Origin of the sequence: Paenibacillus silviterrae (assembly GCF_030167925.1) — a bacterium.
GTDB classification, from domain to species: domain Bacteria; phylum Bacillota; class Bacilli; order Paenibacillales; family NBRC-103111; genus Paenibacillus_G; species Paenibacillus_G silviterrae.
In genome coordinates, this window is record NZ_JASKUT010000002.1 from 1939257 (window position 1) to 1959260 (window position 20004).

Annotated in this window: 12 protein-coding genes and 1 pseudogene; 10 read left to right on the forward strand and 3 right to left on the reverse strand. The window is 53.8% G+C overall.

Features of this window, described 5'->3' with window-relative positions; all coding sequences use genetic code 11:
* Positions 1-70: 70 nt before the first annotated feature.
* From QMO62_RS31495 to QMO62_RS31510, 4 genes are all read left to right on the forward strand, one after another.
* A complete protein-coding gene (locus QMO62_RS31495) occupies positions 71-232 on the forward strand; it encodes a GNAT family N-acetyltransferase (RefSeq protein ID WP_284646431.1) in 162 nt (53 codons plus the stop codon).
* Positions 233-325: 93 nt separating this feature from the next.
* Positions 326-463 carry a hypothetical protein gene (locus QMO62_RS31500; RefSeq protein WP_284646432.1) on the forward strand — a complete coding sequence of 46 codons (138 nt, stop codon included), beginning with the start codon at positions 326-328 and terminating at the stop codon, positions 461-463.
* Positions 464-559: 96 nt separating this feature from the next.
* On the forward strand, positions 560-2302 hold the full coding sequence (gene pepF / locus QMO62_RS31505; RefSeq protein WP_284646433.1) for an oligoendopeptidase F: 1743 nt from the start codon (positions 560-562) through the stop codon (positions 2300-2302).
* 101 nt (positions 2303-2403) lie between these two features.
* Positions 2404-3150 carry a MerR family transcriptional regulator gene (locus QMO62_RS31510; protein WP_284646434.1) on the forward strand — a complete coding sequence of 249 codons (747 nt, stop codon included), beginning with the start codon at positions 2404-2406 and terminating at the stop codon, positions 3148-3150.
* Between the two features lie 578 nt (positions 3151-3728).
* On the opposite strand, the pseudogene QMO62_RS31515 reads toward QMO62_RS31510, so the two are convergent.
* A pseudogene (locus QMO62_RS31515) lies at positions 3729-4873 on the reverse strand (IS3 family transposase).
* A gap of 346 nt (positions 4874-5219) precedes the next feature.
* Here QMO62_RS31515 and QMO62_RS31525 point away from each other — a divergent pair.
* Together QMO62_RS31525 and QMO62_RS31530 are read left to right on the forward strand one after the other, a co-directional pair.
* On the forward strand, positions 5220-5972 hold the full coding sequence (locus tag QMO62_RS31525; protein ID WP_284646747.1) for a glucosamine-6-phosphate deaminase: 753 nt from the start codon (positions 5220-5222) through the stop codon (positions 5970-5972).
* Between the two features lie 40 nt (positions 5973-6012).
* A complete protein-coding gene (locus QMO62_RS31530; protein WP_284646435.1) occupies positions 6013-7107 on the forward strand; it encodes an N-acetylglucosamine-6-phosphate deacetylase in 1095 nt (364 codons plus the stop codon).
* A gap of 18 nt (positions 7108-7125) precedes the next feature.
* Here the strand turns inward: QMO62_RS31530 and QMO62_RS31535 are convergent, their stop codons facing one another.
* Both QMO62_RS31535 and QMO62_RS31540 read right to left on the reverse strand, forming a co-directional pair.
* Positions 7126-7713, reverse strand: a complete 588-nt coding sequence (locus QMO62_RS31535; RefSeq protein WP_284646436.1) for a carbohydrate-binding family 9-like protein — start codon at positions 7711-7713, stop codon at positions 7126-7128.
* A 110-nt stretch (positions 7714-7823) separates the two neighbouring features.
* Complete coding sequence (locus tag QMO62_RS31540; protein WP_284646437.1) at positions 7824-10082, reverse strand: helix-turn-helix domain-containing protein; 2259 nt, start codon at positions 10080-10082, stop codon at positions 7824-7826.
* A gap of 264 nt (positions 10083-10346) precedes the next feature.
* Here QMO62_RS31540 and QMO62_RS31545 point away from each other — a divergent pair, with 264 nt between their 5' ends.
* The 4 genes from QMO62_RS31545 (at position 10347) to QMO62_RS31560 (ending at position 19978) form a co-directional block, all read left to right on the forward strand.
* Positions 10347-11327: an ABC transporter permease gene (locus QMO62_RS31545; RefSeq protein ID WP_284646438.1), complete on the forward strand. Its 981-nt coding sequence runs from the start codon at positions 10347-10349 to the stop codon at positions 11325-11327.
* A gap of 16 nt (positions 11328-11343) precedes the next feature.
* Positions 11344-12210, forward strand: a complete 867-nt coding sequence (locus QMO62_RS31550; protein ID WP_284646439.1) for a carbohydrate ABC transporter permease — start codon at positions 11344-11346, stop codon at positions 12208-12210.
* Between the two features lie 62 nt (positions 12211-12272).
* A complete protein-coding gene (locus QMO62_RS31555) occupies positions 12273-13832 on the forward strand; it encodes an extracellular solute-binding protein (protein ID WP_284646440.1) in 1560 nt (519 codons plus the stop codon).
* A 98-nt stretch (positions 13833-13930) separates the two neighbouring features.
* The gene (locus tag QMO62_RS31560; RefSeq protein WP_284646441.1) at positions 13931-19978 is read left to right on the forward strand and encodes a cadherin-like beta sandwich domain-containing protein; all 6048 of its coding nucleotides are present in this window, start codon (positions 13931-13933) and stop codon (positions 19976-19978) included.
* Positions 19979-20004: the final 26 nt, after the last annotated feature.

The window sequence follows — 20004 nt, forward strand, 5'->3', positions numbered from 1 at the left end:
CCGTCCTTCGGCAAGGAGAAAGGGGCATGCGACCCGCATTCTGTCACTGGCACTAGGCATTACCAAAGCTATGGGGCTCGATCGTGCTCTTGTCACCTGCGACCGAAGCAATGAGGCTTCGGCGAGAACCATCGTCAAGAACGGCGGGAAGCTCGATTCCGAATACGTAGAGGATAACGGGAATGTGGTGCTCCGATTTTGGTTTGACCTGCAAGAGGAAATAAGTTCTTAAGAATTTCTTATTGATTTGGTAAGAGTTATGTAAGATTTGCATGATACCCTTGAGCTATCTTATAAAAAATGCTCCGTTCGGAGGGTATCATTCATGATCAGCTTAACAAGACTTACCCTTTTGTTCATTCTGTCGGCCTTCATTGGTTATTACAGTATGGTATTGATAGAGGAGAACAGCGTGCAGTCGCGGGATCAGATCCAAACCGCAAGGTCCGGTTTTATTAATTAACCAACGGAAGATAACTTTAATTCCGGGACGGCGAAGTGCTATAATGAACGAGATTGGCTGGAAAAAGCTCTCAATCGCTGAGGAGGTTGTTCGTTCATGGCATCAACACCGGTTCATTGGAATTTATATCATATTTACCCGGGCATCGACGCTTGGGAAGAGGATTTGCGGCGATTGACGGATACCATCGCAGCATTCTCCGGTTATGTCGGCTGGACGAAGCCGTCCGAGCTCTTAGCTATCCTCCGGCTGGAGGACCAGGCATCGGAAACCTTCGGCAAGCTGTTTGCCTATGCCAAAATGAACCGCGACATCGATAACAAAAGCAGCGAGTATCAGGCTCTCACCCAACGGGTTCAGGCGCTGGGGACGAAGCTTTCGGCAGCGACCTCCTACGTGGTTCCAAGCATGCTGAAGGTGGAGGACGGTCAATGGGAAACATTCTATGAAGAAGAGCCGGGTCTCACTCATTACCGCAAGCTGATTGATCGCGTTGTCCGTAAGAAGGCGCACGTGCTGGACGATGAGCAGGAAAGACTGCTGGCCCGGATGGGAGATATATCGCAGACCGCCTCGAACGCGTTCTCTGCGCTGAACAATGCGGATATTACCTTCGAGCCGGTTGGAGACGAGAAGCTTACACAGAGCAATTATATCTCGTTCTTGGAGAATAAGGACCGCGAGACCCGCAAGCAGGCGTTCAAGAATTTATATAGCGGTTATGACAAGCTGAAGAACACGATCGCCAGTCTGTACGGCTCCCACGTGAAGAAGAACGTATTCATGGCGGAAACTCGCAGCTATTCTTCGGCGCTGGAAGCTTCCCTGTTCGTCGACAACGTGCCGATGGCGGTTTATGAAAACCTGATCGATACCGTGAAGAAGCATTTGCCTTCGATGTATCGATATTTGGATTTGCGTAAAAAAGCGCTCGGTCTGGATGAGCTCCATATGTACGATATGCATACCTCGCTTGTTCCCGAATCGAAGCTGGAGATCTCGTATGATGAGGCTTATGACACGATGCTGGAGGGCTTGGCTCCGCTGGGAGATGAATATATCCAGACACTCCAATACGCCCGCGAAGCCGAATGGATCGACGTCTACGAGAAGGAGGGCAAGTCGAGCGGGGCATATAACTGGGGGGTGTACGGAGTTCATCCGTTCATTCTGTTAAATCATAAGAACAATTTGGGCAGCATGTTTACTTTGGCCCATGAGATGGGTCACGCCATGCATGCTTATCGTTCGCATAAGTCTCTTCCGTATACTTATGCATTTTATACGATTTTTACGGCAGAGGTGGCTTCTACCGTAAATGAAGCGCTGCTCATTCGCCATCTCCTCAAAAAGACAGAAGATAAGATGACCAAACGATATTTGATCAGTCACTTCCTTGATAAGTTCCGGGGAACGATGTACCGTCAGACGATGTTTGCGGAATTCGAGAAGCTCGTACATGAGCGAAGCGCGGCAGGAGAGCCATTGACGCAGGAAAGCATGTCGAAGCTTTACTACGAGCTGAACCAGACATATTTTGGAGACGGCGTTGTGATCGACGAGGAAATCGCGCTGGAGTGGATGCGGATTCCTCATTTCTATCGCAGCTTCTATGTGTATAAATACGCGACTGGGTTCGCCGCGGCGATTGCGCTGTCCGAGCAAATTCTGGAGAACGGCAATGAGCGTTACCTTGACTTCTTGGCCAGCGGCGGGGACGATTATCCACTTGAGCAGCTGAAACGAGCGGGCGTCGATATGTCCTCCCCGGAGCCGATTGAAGATGCGCTTCGGTTGTTCGGGAGCATGGTGGACGAATTAGCGTCTTTGATGGATTAAGAGGGTTGTAGGCCTTGGCGGATTTACTGCTAAGGTCTTTTTTTATGTTGACTCTCACGTTACGTTATACTCTATAGTAAACAGCGAAGGGGGCACGAGCCATGAGCATGAAGGTAAAAGAAGTTGCGGAGCTGGTTGGGATCAGTGTGCGCACACTGCATCATTATGATGACATCGGTCTGTTGACTCCGGAGCAAACGACCGAGTCCGGCTACCGGCTTTATTCCGATGAGAATCTCGAGACGCTGCAGCAGATCTTGTTTTTTCGTGAGCTTGGCTTTCCTTTGAATCAAATTAAAGAAATTATCCATAGCCCGGGCTTTAACCGGAACGAGGCTTTGGAGATGCACAGAAGCCTGCTTCTTGAGAAGCGGCGCCGGCTCGATCAAATGATCGCGACGATTGATAAGACGATGAAGCATGCGAAAGGAGAAATTCAAATGACAAACAAAGAGAAATTCGAAGGCTTTGATTTTAGCAGCAATCCGTATGAGCAGGAAGCACGGGAGCGTTGGGGGAACGACGCCGTGGATCGATCCAAAGCGAAGCTTGGCAGCATGTCCAAGGAAGAGCAGGGGCAGCTCGGCACGGAAATGAACGAGATTTATCAGCGGCTGGCGGCGCTTCGGCACGTCTCCCCGGAATCGGAAGAGGCGCAAGCGGCGATTCAAGAATGGTATGTGTTCCTGAACCGGATGGGCAGCTACTCGCTGGAAGCCTTCGCGGGGCTGGGCCGGATGTACGTAGACGACGAGCGCTTTACGAAGAACATCGATAAGTTTGGAGAAGGCTTGGCACAATTTATGTGCGATACGATGGCAGTTTATGCGGAGAAGAACAAATTATAAGCATTAGTAATCCCTGAGCAGAAGCTGCTCAGGGAATTTTCTCTGCAGTGGCAGGATTGCGGTTACAGGTGTGGTGAGGGCGGCAGATGTGCGATTAGAGGCGTCGCGAGTGCTGGGATAGGCGAGTGTGTAGTGGCAGATGTGCGATTACAAGTGTCGCGAGGGCGGGGATTCGAGTGTGTAGTGGCAAATATGCGATTATGCGGGGGTGATGGTCGGATTTACGTGCGAATTGGAGTGTGTAGTGGCAGATGTGCGATTAGAGGCGTCGCGAGTGCTGGGGTAGGCGAGTGTAGTGGCAGAAATGCGATTAGGTGTGCGAGATGGCGGCATTTCGTGCGAATTGGAGTGTGTAGTGGTAGATATGCGATTACAAGTGTCGCGTGGGCGGGGATTCGAGTGTGTAGTGGCAAATATGCGATTAGGCGTGCGTGAAGGCGGCATTTCGTGCAAAATTGGATCGTGTAGTGGTAGAAGTGCGATTAGAGGCGTCACGAGTGCTGGGATCCGCGAGTGTAGTGGCAAATACGCGATTAGGCGGGGTTCCTGGACCTCTGTCAAGAAAGTAGACACAGAAACTAGGAGACCCGGTGTTGTTCATAGTACCTCTTCTCGCACTGATGCGGGGTGAGATAACCAATCGTCGAGTGGATGCGGATCCGGTTGTAGTCGAACTCAATGTACCGGTAAATTGCATCATACGCCTGTTTTCGGGTGTGAAACTTCGTTTGGTACACGAGCTCTTTCTTCATTACGCTGTGGAAGGACTCGATACATGCATTGTCGTAGCAGTTGCCCTTACGACTCATGCTGCCAATCATCTCATGCTTCGTCAGCCGCTCGCGGTATTCGTTTGAGGCATACTGTGAGCCTCGATCAGAATGGTGAATTAAACCTGGAGGAGGCTTTTGCCGTTCACAAGCCTGGTCAAACGCCTCCAACACTAGTTCTTTGGTCATTCGCTCCCCAAGCGCCCAACCGACAATTTTGCGAGAGTAGAGGTCCATCACGCTCGCTAGGTAAACCCAGCCCTGAGATGTCCCAATGTACGTAATATCTGTTACCCATACCTTGTTCGGTGCAAGTACGTTAAAGCCGCGGTTTAACACATTGTCATACACCGGTTGATTATGTTTCGAGTTGGTGGTTGCTTTGTATTTCTTCACTGTGCAAGAGCACAGCCCCATCTCTTTCATCAGGCGAGCCACTGTTTTCGTCGAGATGGTATCGCCTTCTTCACGCAATTTGGCTGCAATCTTATCACTGCCGTAACGACGCTTGTAGGCATAGAAATGATGCTGGATTCGCTTCATCCGTTTCTTGCGAAGCTTTTCCTGTTCGCTCGGCTTTCGGTTCAGCCACTTGTAGTAACCGCTTCGGGAAACGCCCATCACAGAGCACATCTTCTCAACACGAAACTGGAAGCGGAATTTACGGATAAACGCGTAAATCAGTCTCGGTTTTTCGTGAAGAAGTGCATCGCCTTTTTTAGAATCTCGTTCTCCTCTTGAAGTTCTCGATTCATCTCTTCGAGCTTTTTGAGTCGTTCGTAATCGACAAACAGTTGTGACTTTTCACCCGTGTTGGTAAACTGCTTTCTCCACGCCCGAATGCTGCTTACGGGGATATCCAATTCCTTGGATACTTCGGCTGGGGTTTTCCCACTCTCTTGCATGTGTTTTACGGTTTGACGCTTGAACTCTTCATCAAAATGCTGACGAATATCTCCCATGACACACCTCGACCTTTTAGTTTATTTTATTGTACCAGGTCGCTGATAGAGTGTGTCTACTTTCTAGTCTAGCTCCATGATGGTCGGATTTACGTGCGAATTGGTTCGTGTAGTGGCAGATGTGCAATTACAGGTGTCCCTAGGGGCTGGGTCAGCGGACAGTGGCAATATCTACAGTTCTTCCCATTTGTATTCCTTTTCCGATGTACTTGCTGATATGAGCATAGATCGGATGGTTTAGCGATTGAACCGGACCCGGAAATGTCTTACTCTGAACGTGTAGATCAAGAAATCGGGAGGGTGGATTCGATTGTCTAATATTCGAGCCGTTGAGGCCATGGAAGCAAGGCAAGTAGACCGCTTACAAGTTCGGTTATACGAGAACAGGGCAGATCTGGGGGCAGCCGCGTGCGCGGCGGCGGCACAGAAGATGAAGGAGCTGCTGTCCGCACAGGAGCAGCTGAGGATGGTATTCGCGGCGGCACCGTCGCAAAATGAGTTTCTAGCTTCGCTCGTCAAGGAGGAAGGCATCGACTGGTCGAGAGTTACCGTGTTTCATATGGATGAATACATCGGCTTGCCGGAAGATGCGCCTCAGCGCTTCGGGGCCTTCCTGAAGGAGAGGCTGTTCGATCTGGTGAAGCCGGGTCAGGTTCATCTGATCGACAGCACGAAACCGCAGGAGGAGGAATGCGAGCGTTATACCGCTCTGCTGAAGGAGGCGCCGATCGACATCGTTTGTCTCGGCATCGGGGAGAACGGGCACCTTGCCTTTAACGACCCGCCGGTAGCCGACTTCAAGGATACGGAAGTAGTGAAGCCTGTAGAGCTGGAGGAGGCCTGTCGGAGACAGCAGGTGAACGACGGCTGCTTCGCAGCGCTGGAGGACGTTCCTACCCATGCGCTGACGCTGACGATCCCTGCCCTGCTGTCCGGCTCTCACCTGTTCTGCATGGTACCGGGACCAACTAAGAGGCTTGCCGTGGAGAAGACGTTGAACGACGCAATTTCGACAGCATGCCCGGCGACCGTTCTGCGGCAGCATCCCAGCTGCATCCTGTTTGTGGACCGTGACTCCTATGGAGCTTAAGGGACGACACTACCGGACAGAAAAGCCCATCCGTTTGCATATGGTGAACGGACTTATCTCCAGGCTCGAGCCGTTCGCTCCAGAGCCCGATGAAGCATTGCCCTGGATCGCCCCGGGTATTGTGGATCTGCAGATTAACGGCTACGGCGGACGGGACTTCAATGCGCCGCCTCTGCAAGAGGAAGCCATTCACCAGATGTCGCAGGCCCTGAGGAAAGAGGGAGTCACCTCCTACTATCCTACGATCATTACGAACGGCAGCAGTGTGATCGAAGCTTCCTTGAAAGTGTTGGCCAAAGCGATTCGAAGCGGCAATAAAGACAGCGAAAGTATCGCTGGCATCCATCTCGAGGGACCGTTCATTTCCCCCGAGGACGGGCCGCGAGGCGCTCACCCCCGGGAGCACGTGATCGCGCCGGACTGGGACTTGTTCCAGCGCTGGCAGGAAGCGGCCGAAGGGCATATCCGCATCATTACGCTGTCACCGGAATGGCCCGGCTCCTCCGCCTTCATAGCCAAGTGTTCGGCAAGCGGGGTCACGGTGTCCATCGGTCATACGGCGGCTGCCGCCGGGCAGATCGAGGAAGCAGCTGCGGCAGGAGCAAGCATGTCCACGCATCTTGGGAATGGCGCCCATCTCACCCTGCCGCGGCATCCGAACTACATCTGGGATCAGCTTGCGGAGGAGCGCTTGTCCGCCTGCTTTATTGCCGACGGCTTCCATCTGCCGGATTCCGTTCTTAAGGTGATCCTTAAGGTGAAGGGCGATCGGGCGATGCTGGTCAGCGATGCGGTTTCCTTCAGCGGCATGCCCCCAGGGACGTACACGCACCATATCGGAGGCAAGGTGGTGCTCACCCCGGAAGGGAAGCTGCATATGCAGGAGCAGCCCGGTCTGCTAGCCGGCTCCGTGAAGCTGCCCGCATATCAGATCGCTTATCTGGTTCGAAGGGGGCTTTGCACCTTGCCGCAGGCTTGGGATCTGGCCTCCGTCGCGCCATCCCGATTCATGGGCCTGCCGACGCAAGAAGGCTTGCGCGTCGGGGCGCAAGCCGATCTGGCAATATTCGATTGGGACGGTCGGGAGCTGCAAATCCGGCAAGCCTTCAAGAAGGGCCAACCCGCGCTCGGTTAAAGGCCCTTCCTTTCTCTGTTACCCAAGCACGAGATCGCCGAAATCGCAGCTGCGGTGAAAATCCGGCCTATCCGATGTGACAGGGCTCCAGCTCCCGTAATGGGGAAGCGGCGTTTCATCCCCGCATTTGTAGAGATTTCCCCGCAGCCTGTGGCCGGGCTTCGCCTGAAACGAAGGGTACAGCGTTTGAAGCCAAGCGAAAGGTATCGAGAGAGAGACAAGCCAATAATCGCGTCCATCGATCGGATCCTTGCATTCGGTCATGGTGCGAATTCGGAATGCATCCGGCTCAGGCTCCTCCAGAAATATACGATCGTGGCGGTCCTCCCCCAGCTTCAAGAGCAAGGTTCCGGCGGCGTTCAGCTCGAAGTTGACATACCGGGGATCGCTGTCCGGGAGCGGCTGAACGAAAAATTCCACACAGCTGTCCTTGCATACGGGCTCGTTCGGCGTATAGTAGCTAACCTTGGGCATAGACTCATAGACGCGAAATTGCAGATGCAATCGCTCGGAGGTATACGCAATAGCGGCCTTCACCTCGGGGGCATATCCGTTATCGAGCCATTGATAGTGACTGACGGACAGCTCACTCACATTGTCCCACAAGATACCCTCAGTGGAATCATCGAAACGTTGAATTGGATAATGACAGCTTTCCATGCCAAACAACCCTCTCTCCAGACCCCCACCCCAGCGGCAAGGGTCATTTTTTCAATTCAAGAAGCCCCATACTTCTTCCTGTACTCGCCCGGCGTCATACCGGAATACCGCTTGAACATGCGGATGAACGAATTGACGTTCTGATACCCTACTCTGGCGGCCACCTCATGAATTTTCAAATCCAAATTGTGCAGCTGCTCCTTCGCCCGCTGCATACGCAGACCGTTCAAATAATCGCTGAAGTTGGTGCCTGTCTTTTCCTTAAAATAAGTGGATAAGTAACCAGGCGTTATGTTCAGCTTATCGGCCATAATGTCCAGCGTGATGTCCTGATCGAGATGGTGATCCAGGTAGTCGATAACGAAGCTGGTCATCGGATCCTTCTCCGCCGTCTTCTCCAGCACCTTGCTCAACATCGGAGACAGCTGCTGCTGAAACCACTGCTCGTATTGCTCCAGGCTGTAGAAGCTGTTGAGCGGTTCCAATAACGGCAGAGCCGTGTCGCTTTGCTCCTGGTGAAGATTCAGCTTCATCGCCGATTTATTCAGCAGATGGGTGATCTCCTTGGCAAGCTGCTTGAACTCCACCACTGTGGCCTCTTTCTTATAAAGCGCCTGCAGCTGCTTACGAATCCATTCCATCACGGATTCCTCGCTGCCCGACATGAATCGGGTGTGGAATTCCTCTTCCTCCAGCACGGTGAAATGAACCGTGGATGCGGGAGCTTTGGGCGTCCGGATGATCTGGGTCAAATCGTTCAAGGTGCGCTGCTGCAGCATGGAAGAGGCGATATTATAAGCCGACAGGAGCTCCGTTGATGTGGAATACACTGGACTGACGGAGACCGTCACGAACAACAGATCCCGATCCAATGCGAACACCTGCCGAAGCTGCTCGAGCGTTTGGTCAATCTCTGCCTCCTCCGGGTTGAAGATTAAGGATAACACGGTATCCTTCTCCATCTGGAAGGTGAGAGGATCCTTGAACACTTGAAGGAGGGAGCTGGCAATATATTCGCGGACAAAATAGAGCGCCTTCTCGAGCTCCGTATCCAGCTCGGCGAAGCTTTCCTTAAACGTGACCTGATACATCACAAGCACGAAGGGCGTATCGGCGGCTACCATATCCGTCAGCTCGGCCAAGTTCATATGGATGCTTCTCAGCTTGTTGGTGTAGGCGTAATAACGAAGCAGCGACTTCTTCTTATCCAGATCCTCCGTCATTTGGTCGTTCGTCTTCAGGATGCTGCTGACCTTCTCGCTGATGAGGTCAAACTCCCGTACCTGGCCTTGCAGCGGCAGGGAGGAGCCCCGCTTCTGCATGGCATCCATAATCATCTGGACCGGACTGTTCAGGCGGAACGTGAAGAACAAGGAGGTCACCACGCTCAGAGCGATGGTAATCACAAGCAGCGTAAGGAAGATCAGATTCAGCTTGATGAGTTGGTTCGAGATCGTTTGGATCGGAACGACGCTGACGTAGGTCAAGCCGGTGTCCTGTCCTTTTTTGTAAAAATAATAATGCTGATCCCGGCTGAAATGTCCCTCCGCACCCTGAAAGGCTTCCGTGGTAGTCAGGCTGCTTTCCGGCCTGGATGAATAGATCGCCGTGCCGTCCTCACCCAGAATCGTAAAGTCCGTGTCCGTAGCGTAGTGATACGACTGGAACATCTTGTCCGGCTGCAGCATGACGATGAAATACATGTCCTTCAAGGGCATGAACTTGATGATGGCCGGAAGCAGCCTGCCCTTGTTTTTCTCTACATGAGCCGACGTCTCCACGAATTCTGCGGCGGGGAGCAGCTTAAACATGGCCGGATCCTCGAACTGCCGTTTCCAGAAGTCCGCCGAATAAGCGGGGCTCGCATAATAACGGGTAAACAGCCGCTCCGCCTCGCTTGTACCTTCCTTCTCCAGCACATACCCATCATTGCGGAAGTGGAGCAAAATATTGTCCATGGACATGAACGGGTTGGCGATCAGCAGCTTGATGTCCGCAATCACGCTTTCCATCCGATCGTAGCCGTTAAACTGCTTCACATTCCTCAGCAAATTCAGATTGGCCATCCACTTGTCGTCGCGGCTAAGGCCGATAATCATTTCCCGCATCAGCCGAAAATGATTCTCATACCGCACCACCGTGCTGTTCAGGTTCAGCTCGTTATATTTGATGATTTCCGAATGAATCTTGGATTTTAAATAAAGAAAGGAAGTGAAATTGAAGGCGGCCAGCAGCACGATCACAACAAGAAAGCTGCTCATCAGCTTGGCAAATAACGAAGGTGTGTTCCCTTTGAAGCCTTTCCAACCCGGCATGTGTTAGCCCCCATTTCTTCATAGTATATCGCCAAGGTGAACTACTTCTATCTTAAGAGAGCGGCGGAGACGGTCACAATATTCATTTCTTCGTAAACATACACAGTTTCATTGTTCATCCGATAAAATGCGGATTGCCCGGTAAACGTGGCGATTTATCGGGAGCCGGACACCTGCTTATAATGACGATATCAAGGCTCCGCGAACGAAAGGCATGCCTCGGTCAATGAGCACAATTAACTCGCGAACATGAGGAGAAATGTTATGGTCCAGCAAACTAACCGTTCCATGAATCCGATGCTGCAGTCGCTGTCATCGACGCCCCACAAGGTTAGGAAGGCTTCATCCTGGCGTAAGACGTGGAACCAAAGCAAGTATTTATGGCTGCTCGTGCTGCCCTGTCTGCTGTATTACTTGGTGTTCCGCTATGCTCCGATGTTCGGGCTGGTCATTACGTTTAAGAATTTCAATTTATTTAAGGGCATTTGGGCCAGTGAATGGGTAGGGTTCAAATATTACATCATGTTTTTTCAAAATCCCGACTTCTGGATCCTGATGCGCAACACGTTCCTGCTCGGTGCCTACAAGCTGCTCTTCGGTTTTCCGGCGCCGATCATCCTGGCCCTGCTGCTGAACGAGCTGAAGCATGTGCTGTTCAAGCGCTTCGTCCAGACGGTCAGCTACCTGCCGCACTTTATTTCCAACGTTATCGTAGCCAGCATGGTGATCATGTTCCTGTCTCCGTCCGGAGGCCTGATCAATCAGATCCTGCAGAGCCTCGGGATTACGCCCATTAACTTTATGATGCAGCCCGGCTGGTTCCGTACCATCTATGTCATATCGGATATTTGGCAGCAGATCGGCTGGGAATCGATCATCTACTTGGCTGCGCTTACGGCGGTCGATCCGCAGCTGTACGAAGCGGCCAGCATCGACGGCGCGAACCGGTGGAGGAAGCTGTGGCACGTGACGCTGCCCGGGATCGCCTCTACCATCGTAATCATTTTCATTATGAACGTCGGCAAGGTGCTGGAAATCGGCTTCGAGAAGGTATTCCTTATATACAATCCGGCTGTATATGAGACGGCGGACATCATCAGCACCTATGTGTACCGGGTAGGGCTGGAGCAGGGCAATTTCAGCTACGGGGCCTCAATAGATCTGTTCATGGGTATTATCAGTCTGATCTTTATTTACACAGCGAATTACATCAGCCGCAAGGTCGGGGAAAACAGTTTATGGTAAAGGTGGAGCAACCGGTATGAAACCCAAATTCAGTCTTTTCGGCTTATGCAATGTGCTTATCATGCTCTTAGTCATTGTAGTTACGTTGTACCCGTTTGTCTACATGCTGGCTGTCTCCTTAAGCGAAGATATTTATGTTCTGAAGGGAGAAGTCACGCTCTGGCCAAAGGGCTTTAACCTGAAGATGTATGAGCTGGTGTTCCAGGATCCGAAGATTTGGCTCGCCTACAAAAACACTCTGATCTACGTGGTGCTGGGCACGGCCGTCGCCCTCATCATTACCGCCATGGGGGGCTACGCCTTATCCCGTAAGGATATGAAGTTCCATAAATCCATGACGTTGCTGATCGTGTTCACGATGTTCTTCAGCGGCGGTATGATCCCTACGTTTCTGGTCGTTCGGTCCCTGGGGCTGATCGATACGATATGGGGAATGGTGCTGCCGGGGGCGGTCAATACGTGGAACCTGATCATTATGCGTACCTTCTTCAGCGGCATGCCGAAGGAAGTGGAGGAATCCGGGCGATTGGACGGCTTGAACGATATCGGGATTTTCTTCCGGCTCGTCCTGCCTTTATCTAAGGCCGTCATCGCTACCATCGCCTTGTTCTACGCTGTAGGGCTCTGGAACAACTTTATGTTCCCGCTGTTATATTTACGCGATCCGAACCTGTTCCCGCTGCAAGTGCTTCTGCGAAATCTGGTGCTTGCCGGGAATGTGGCGTCAGGCGACGTTACCCGAATTGGAGGTGATAGCCTGATTGTGGAGGACTCGCTGAAGTTTGCGACCATCATGGTATCCACACTGCCGATTCTCTTAGTATATCCTTTCATCCAGAAGTACTTCGTCAAGGGGGTCATGATCGGCGCGGTGAAAGGGTAATGGGCAAGGCGAAGGCTATGCGTTATAGTAAGGAAAACTACGTGGACAGAGGAGAATACTCAATGAAAAAGATGGGACTTATGATGTGCGGGCTGCTCTTGTCCGCAAGCACATTGACCGCCTGCTCCGGCGGAAGCAATCAGCCGAGCGGCACCGGTACGAATCCGGGAAATACGGGGAATACGCCTGCTGCAGGCATTCAAAAGAAAACCTTCAAGGCCTTGCTGGACAGCAATGCTACGTTCCCTTACAGCAAGGACTGGCCGATCTGGAAATGGATCGAGGAGAAGACAGGCGTGACACTCGAGGTACAGACGCCTTCCGGGAAGCTCAGCGACACCATCAATCTGGTTGTCGCCTCGAATAATATGCCGGATTTGATCTACATGCCGAACCGGGCATCCTCGAACAAGTTCGGACAGCAGGGCGCTCTTGTCAACGTATTGGAGCATTTGGATGTCATGCCGAATCTTCAGGCGTGGATGAAGAAGTATCCTGAGGAAGCAAAGGCGGCCATTGCAGCAGACGGTAAAATGTACATGCTGCCGAATCAAGGCTTCGGGGAAACGAACCGGATGATCTGGCTGTACCGCGAGGATGTATTCCGCAAGCACGGGCTCACGGCGCCGAAAACGTATGACGAGCTTTATACCGTGGCCAAGAAGCTGAAGGAGCAGTATCCGGACAGTTATCCGATCTCGATGCGCTTCGGCCAAATTCCGGATGAGATGTACGCAAACCTGACCTCGAATTTCCACACAGGGGACAATGCTTACTACGATTTCGAGTCCAAGAGTTGGAAATTCGGCCCGACCGACGAAAATTACAAGGCGATGCTGAGCATGTGGAACAAGTTCTATAAAGACGGGCTGATCCCGCCGGACTTCCTGACGATTCAGACGAAGCAATGGCAGGATATGATGTCAAACGGCAAATCCTTTATTACGATCGACTACATCAGCCGCGTGGATTTCTTCAACAATGCCATGAAGAAGGATAACCCGGAATACAATATTCAGTTCATGGCGCCACCGGCCGGGGTAGCGGGCATGAAGCAGCAAAATCCGTATTTCCACTACCTTGAGGGCGGCTTGACGGTTACTTCCACCTCCAAGAATGTGAAGGACATTATGAAGTACATGGATTTCTTCTACTCGGAGGAAGGCAAGACGCTGGCCAGCTGGGGAAAAGAGGGTGAAGCGCATGTCGTTCAGAACGGGCAGAAGCAATTCAAGCCTGAATATACGGATGTAACCGAAATGCGGAAGCAAACGGGGCTGCAGACGAGCGGTGCGTATACTTGGATTGATTTTGGCGCTCACCTGTCGCTGTTCTCCAAAGACCTTCGCAGCGCCTACCAGGAGGCAACCAAATACGACCCGCCTGCTATGCAGCCGAAGCCGGCCTTTACGGAGGCGGAGAACGAGGTGCTGTCGGTGACCGGGCAGGCGATTAAGAAAAACCGTGACGAGAACTTCGCCAAGTTCGTGTTAGGCAACCGCAGCCTGAGCGAATGGGATAAATATGTGAAGGAAATCGAAGCCTTGGGTGTACCCAAGCTGTTGGATACGTATCGGGCGGCCCATAAGCGTGTAGAAACGATTGAGCTAAAAGCGAAATAACCTCCCAAGCCGGATGCTGCTTAAGAAAGGCTAATGCCCATTAAGCAGCATCCGATGTTTCACGCTGTGAAAATGCTTACATAAGGGGTGTGAACGGTTTGTATTGGCCCATTAGACGAAGTTATCCGGCTTGGCTGCTGGGTGTGCTGCTGCTTGTGATCCTTAACTCGGGGATCGCCAGTCAGGCTCATGCCGAGCTCAGCGCATCCGTTACGATCGACTCTCCCGCCGATGGCGCCGTGCTGAACGGCGGCATCACCCGCTTATCCGGTACGTACGAAAATTCGTACGAAATCAAGCTTTTTATTAATGGAGAGAAGCAGGTAGATGTTGTGATGAACGACCCGGACGGCAACGACTCCGGGACATGGCACTATGATTTGGACGGGAGCTCTTACAATGGCGCCTTGCAGATTACGGCGAGAGGCCTCGCCATAGACACGCGTTACGGGGTATGGAGCCCGACGCTGCAGCTGACGGTAAATAATCCGGCAGGCAGTCTGCCCTCCGTCATCATTCAAAGCCCGGGTGACGGCACGTCCGTTAATGGTATTGTGCCCGTCCGGATCACAGCCGCCGGAAACCAAACGATCCAAGCGGTTCAGGTGCGCATCAACCATGGCTCCTGGCTGAACGCCTCATGGGACGGCACCGCCTATGTTTATGAATGGGATACCGCAGGTCTTGGGGACCGGACGATGAGCATCGAGGCCAAGGCAACCGATACGGCGGGCAGAACAGGCTTCAGCAGCACGACGTATGCCAAGGCGGGTCTTGGCACGAATGAGCCGGTTACGCTGCCTATGCAGGACCGCGCGATGTGGATCTGGGAGTCGGAGACCTATAAGCTGCTGCTGAATCCGAACTCGCGGCTTGTGCTGGATGCGCTGGCTAAGGATACCGACACCTTCAACTCGGATCCGATTACCACGTTATACTTGGCGGTCGGTCCTTACGGCGGGATGGACATTCTGGAGGATGATCCCGGCAAGCTGAGGGACTTCGTCGCATGGGCCCATCAGCAGGGCTATCAGGTTCATGCCTGCATCGCCGGGGGCACCTCTCCTCCTTATATGGGGGCCTACGCCGCTTACCATGACAAAGCGATTCGCGAAATCGAGCGGATTATCAACTACAATTTGTTCGCCGCGGAGCAGGAACGGTTCGACGGTGTCAATGTCGATATCGAGCCTTATATCTCCCAGGACTTCAAGACGCAATATCCGTCCCTGCAGGTTCAATATTTGGACGGCTTGAAGAAAATGATCGACCGGATTCGGGTGGCGGGCATTTCTTTGCCTTTCGGTCCGGCCATTCCGAAGTGGTACGATTCCTCCCCGACGGCCGAGAGCATCACATGGAATGGAAGCACGAAGTGGTTGTCCGAGCACATCCAGGACATTAGCGACTACATTTCCATCATGGACTACCGGGACAGCGCCGACGGAACGGCCGGCATCATCGCCGGTGCGCAGGGCGAAATCGACTATGCCCGGGCGATCGGCAAGCCCCGCTCCGTGGTGATCGGCGTAGAGACGAAGGATATCGCGAACAGCGGAGATCCGGAGACGATCACGTTCAACGAAGAAGGCCGTACGTTCATGGAGGCGGAGCTCGATAAGGTGTATGCCGCTTTCCGCGCTGACGCTTCCTTCGGCGGGATCGCCATGCACCATTACGACGATATCCGCAAATTCCCCTCCTATTGGGGAGAGGGAGGCGTCTTTTGGCAGCCCCCGGCCGATACCGAGCCGCCGGGCCCTGTAAGCCAGCCTCCAACGGCTGCCGCGCTGGATTTCCAGCAAGTCAGGATCAGCTTCGGCATGGCCATGGATAACTATGAGGTGGACCGGTACGTTGTGTACCGGGGGACTACGAGCGGCTTTACGCCCGGTGCGGGGAACGTAGCGGGTCTAGCCCGATCGCTGTCGTTCGTCGATACGGGACTCCTTCCGAATACGACGTACTACTACAAGGTGGCCGCCATGGATATGAAAGGAAACATCGGTCCCGTTTCCGCCGCCGCTTCCGCGACAACCGGCAGCACCGCGCTGAAGCCGATGATACTGACAGGCATGAAGGTGAGCCAAGGCTCCGGTAACGCGTCCGTCAGGATGCAGGCGATCGATAAGCAAACGGGACAGCCGATTGCCGGGGCCCAGGTGGAGGGACGGTTCCATTATGCCGGCGGCACCTATCATGGCGCTGTTACCGATGCGAGCGGCTGGGTGACGTTCGGGTCGGAATCCATTCCGGCCGGACACCAGGTAGGGTTTGAGCCACGGAGGGTGAACGCGAACGGCTATTATTGGGCACAGGCATACGATCAGCCTCATATGACCGCTTTGTACCCAAGGGTAGGCCTGAATGGCTTAACCGTAAGCGTCGGAACACTGCAGCCCGCATTCTCAAATCGGCAAACGAGCTATACTTTGCAGGTTCCGTCACAGGCAACCTCCTTGCAGCTGACACCGACGGCCTCAACGGCCGAGAGCCTAATTACTGTGAATGGCGCTGTAGTATCAAGCGGTGGCAGTTCTCCGGCTATCTCGCTGCAGGAGGGGGAAACGACGGTCTCGATTCTCGTAGCCGGGCGCAAGGGTGAGACGGATGTGTATACGGTGAAGGTGGTACGCTCCACACAGGTGGATAACGTTTTTGCCCCGGCCGCCGATACTTACGTGTACCAGAATGATCCGACAGCGAATTACGGCAGCGCCACAATGCTGGAGGTAATCGACATCCCATCCACCCTCGGTGGAGGAGACCGGATGGCTTACATGAAATTCGACCTCACGGCTTTTACCGAGCCGGTACAGTCAGCGAAGCTGAGCTTCTATGTCCATGAGGCGAGCACGCTTCCGACGGACGTGTCCATTTACAGCATGGAGGGTGACAACTGGGAGGAAGGCTCCATGAACTGGAACAACCGGATCAACTCTTCTCCCGTCAAGCTGGGGCAAGTAACGTTTGCCGCCCCCGGGTGGTACAGCTTTGACGTTACGGCCTTCGTCCAATCCCAAATGCTGACGGATAAGAAGATCACGCTGCGCTTTATGGATCCCAATACCCGTAATAAAAAGCTGGTTATTGGCAGTCGTGAGCATGCCGGTTATGAGCCTAAGCTCGTTGTGAACCCTTCGGCCAACGCGGATTTGCGCTCGCTTTCCGTCAGTCATGGAGCACTCACTCCCGTTTTCGATAAAAGTGTGAGTGAGTATGAGGTGAAGGTGCCTATGGCGGTCCATGCCGTCTTGATCACGCCGGAGACGGATGAACCGCACGCGACCGTTACCGTCAACGGTACAGCGGTGGTCAGCGGAGCCGCTTCCACACCTGTTCCGCTCCAGCCTGGGGCGAATACGATTCCGCTGACGGTTACGGCACAGAACGGCAGTACGAAATCTTATACCTTGCATATCACCCGGCTGCAGGAGCAGAGATTCACTGTAACGGAGGATACGTATGTTTACGAGAATGCTGCTTCGCAAGCGTACGGGAATCTTCCTGTGCTGGAAGTGGCGGACATTCCCAGGCCAAGCGGCGGCGGGGATAAGCTGGCTTACATGAAGTTCGATCTGACGCCTATGACAGAGGATGTCTTCTCGGCGCGAATGCATTTCTATGTGAAAGAGGCGCTCTCAAGCGGGGTTGGGTTGGCTGTCCATGGCTTTGCCGACGATAGCTGGCAGGAATCGTCCTTGAGCTGGAGCAGCCGGCCGTTGGCAGCGGCAGAGCCGCTTGGCAGCGTGAGCGTGGCCGCTCCCGGCTGGTACAGCCTGGATATTACCGATTTTGTGCGGAGCCAGATGGCAGCGGATCGGACGGTCACGCTGCGGTTATCGGATCCGCTGACGCGCAACGCCCCTGTGCACATCAGCAGCCGTGAGGGCGGGGGAGATTATGCCCCTTATATGCTGCTGAATTCGAACGACACGGCGGAGCTTGCCGCCTTATCGATCAGCCACGGGACGCTGTCCCCGTCGTTCCGAAGGGACGTCGTGACCTACTCGGCGACCGTAGCCGATAGTGTTTATGCCGTGTCGGTAACAGCGGTGCCGCTTGATCCCGGGGCTCAGGTCATGGTGAACGGAACGAATGTGGCCGGAGGTCAGCCGTCGGCTCCAATTCCTTTGCAGGGAGGAGACAACAGTGTGAGCGTTCAAGTCACGGCGCGAAACGGCGACAGCAAAACCTACAACGTTAGAGTCCATCGCTTGCTGCCGGGCAATACCGGCTTGCACTCCTTGTCCCTCTTGGAGGCGCCTTTATCACCGGCATTTGAGACGAACCGAACCGGCTACGAGGCAACGGTAACCAACCAGGTGTACGCCGTACATGTGCTGGCTGTACCGGAGGATCCTCTGGCGACCGTGACGGTGAACGGCTTAACTGCCGGAAGTTCAGCGGCACACGCGCTTCCGCTGCAGGTAGGCTTGAACGAAATCACGATGATCGTCACGTCTCAGAACGGCAGCACCAGAGCCTATACGATTGCCGTTACGCGTCTTGCGTCTGCAGAAGCGGGCTTAAGCTCACTCACGCTCAGCCACGGTTCGTTGACACCTATCTTCCAGAGGGATGTCTTATCGTACGAAGCCAGCGTGATGAACAGCGTTTATGCTGTTACCGTTCATCCGGTCGCAATAGATCCTTCGGCTAAGGTAGAAGTGAACGGCGCGGCTTTAGTCGCAGGTGAGACGTCAGGCGCGATCCCGCTTCATGTAGGACCGAACGGGATCCGCATCCAGGTCACGGCTCCTGATGGCGTCACGGTTCGGACTTATGAAGTGAAGATCTTTCGTCAAGCGCCTGCCGTTCATGAGAGTCCGGGCAATTCCGATTCCGAAGGAGGTCATGGTGCAGCTGGTCCCGTTTCCGGCGGCAGACCGGTTGGACCGTCCGGCTTGCCTGTCGTTCGGACCCCATCATCGGACGGAAGCATGGTCGATGCTTACGTACTGGATCAGGCTGCCGCCTCGCAGGTATTGTCCGCCGCGGGCTCCACTGCTTCCCCTTTGGCGAAGCTGCGGCTGGATACCGATGCATCGGGGCATGCCGATGCCTACGAGCTGACGCTGAAGCCAGGCTTCGTCAGTGAGCTGGTAAAGAAAGAGGCGACACTTGAGATTGCCGTCAGCCGTGTAACGATGCAGCTCTCCACAGATACCCTCCGCGGATTGGAGAAGCAGGAGGGGGATGTGTTCATCCGGATCAAGCCATTGAGCGGACTTACGGAAGGAAAGGAAGCCGCTCGGAGAGCTCTGGATGCGACCGCCCTTCCACAGGGAGCCTCAGGACGTGCTGAGATCGCAGGGGGGCCGATGATTATTGAAAGCAATATCACCGGTGCCAAGACGAAGCTGAGCTTCCCCTTGTCAAAGAGCAGCCCGAAGCATACGTTTGCCGTCTATATTGAGCATAGTGACGGGGAGAAAGTGCTGAAGCACGGGAAGATCCTCCTGGGTGAAAGCGGAGCTCCCGATCGGCTTGAAATTGAAATTGACAAATTCAGTACGTTTACCGTGCTGCGCTTACCGGCTGAAGGCGCTAAGGACCCAAGCTTAGCACCTTACGTGCAAGGCTATGACGACGGCACCTTCCGGCCGGAGCAGCACCTGACCCGGGCTGAGCTAGCTTCCTTGCTGTACGGCTTACTGCAGGACAAAGCGGCAAGCGAAGCGGGGAAAGCTCACAGTTCACTTGTGAGCCCGTATGCGGATGTGGATTCCGATGCTTGGGCACATACAGCGATTCTGCAACTTACAGAACGAAACATATTTGAGGGCTGCGCTCCGGATCGCTTTTGTCCTGAGACTAAGGTGACCCGCGCGGAGCTTGCCGTCATTGCCGCACGTTGGAGCGGGGTTGAACCGGAAGACCGCAAACCGGAGTTCGCCGATGCATCCGGGCACTGGGCCGCAAGGTGGATTGCTGCCGGTGTGGAGCAAGCCTGGTTTGAGGGATATCCGAGCAGCCTGTTCCTGCCTGACCGGGAAGTTACCCGCGCCGAGGCGGTGACCGCCTTGAACCGGATATTGAAACGTCAACCGGCTGAAGGAGCTCTGCAGCCGACATGGAAGGATGTGCCGCAAGGGCATTGGGCATTCGGTCACATTGAAGCGGCATCAAGAGGGACTCGCTAAAATCCAATAACCAAAAGGAGAGATCT

Bases quoted from the DNA above. Each gene is read 5' to 3' on its own strand.
- QMO62_RS31530 (WP_284646435.1), top strand. From the start codon at position 6,013: ATGGTGAACGGACTTATCTCCAGGCTCGAGCCGTTCGCTCCAGAGCCC.
- pepF (WP_284646433.1), top strand. From the start codon at position 560: ATGGCATCAACACCGGTTCATTGGAATTTATATCATATTTACCCGGGC.
- QMO62_RS31550 (WP_284646439.1), top strand. From the start codon at position 11,344: ATGAAACCCAAATTCAGTCTTTTCGGCTTATGCAATGTGCTTATCATG.
- QMO62_RS31555 (WP_284646440.1), top strand. From the start codon at position 12,273: ATGAAAAAGATGGGACTTATGATGTGCGGGCTGCTCTTGTCCGCAAGC.
- QMO62_RS31545 (WP_284646438.1), top strand. From the start codon at position 10,347: ATGGTCCAGCAAACTAACCGTTCCATGAATCCGATGCTGCAGTCGCTG.
- QMO62_RS31510 (WP_284646434.1), top strand. From the start codon at position 2,404: ATGAGCATGAAGGTAAAAGAAGTTGCGGAGCTGGTTGGGATCAGTGTG.
- QMO62_RS31495 (WP_284646431.1), top strand. From the start codon at position 71: ATGGGGCTCGATCGTGCTCTTGTCACCTGCGACCGAAGCAATGAGGCT.
- QMO62_RS31525 (WP_284646747.1), top strand. From the start codon at position 5,220: ATGGAAGCAAGGCAAGTAGACCGCTTACAAGTTCGGTTATACGAGAAC.
- QMO62_RS31500 (WP_284646432.1), top strand. From the start codon at position 326: ATGATCAGCTTAACAAGACTTACCCTTTTGTTCATTCTGTCGGCCTTC.
- QMO62_RS31540 (WP_284646437.1), bottom strand. From the start codon at position 10,082: ATGCCGGGTTGGAAAGGCTTCAAAGGGAACACACCTTCGTTATTTGCC.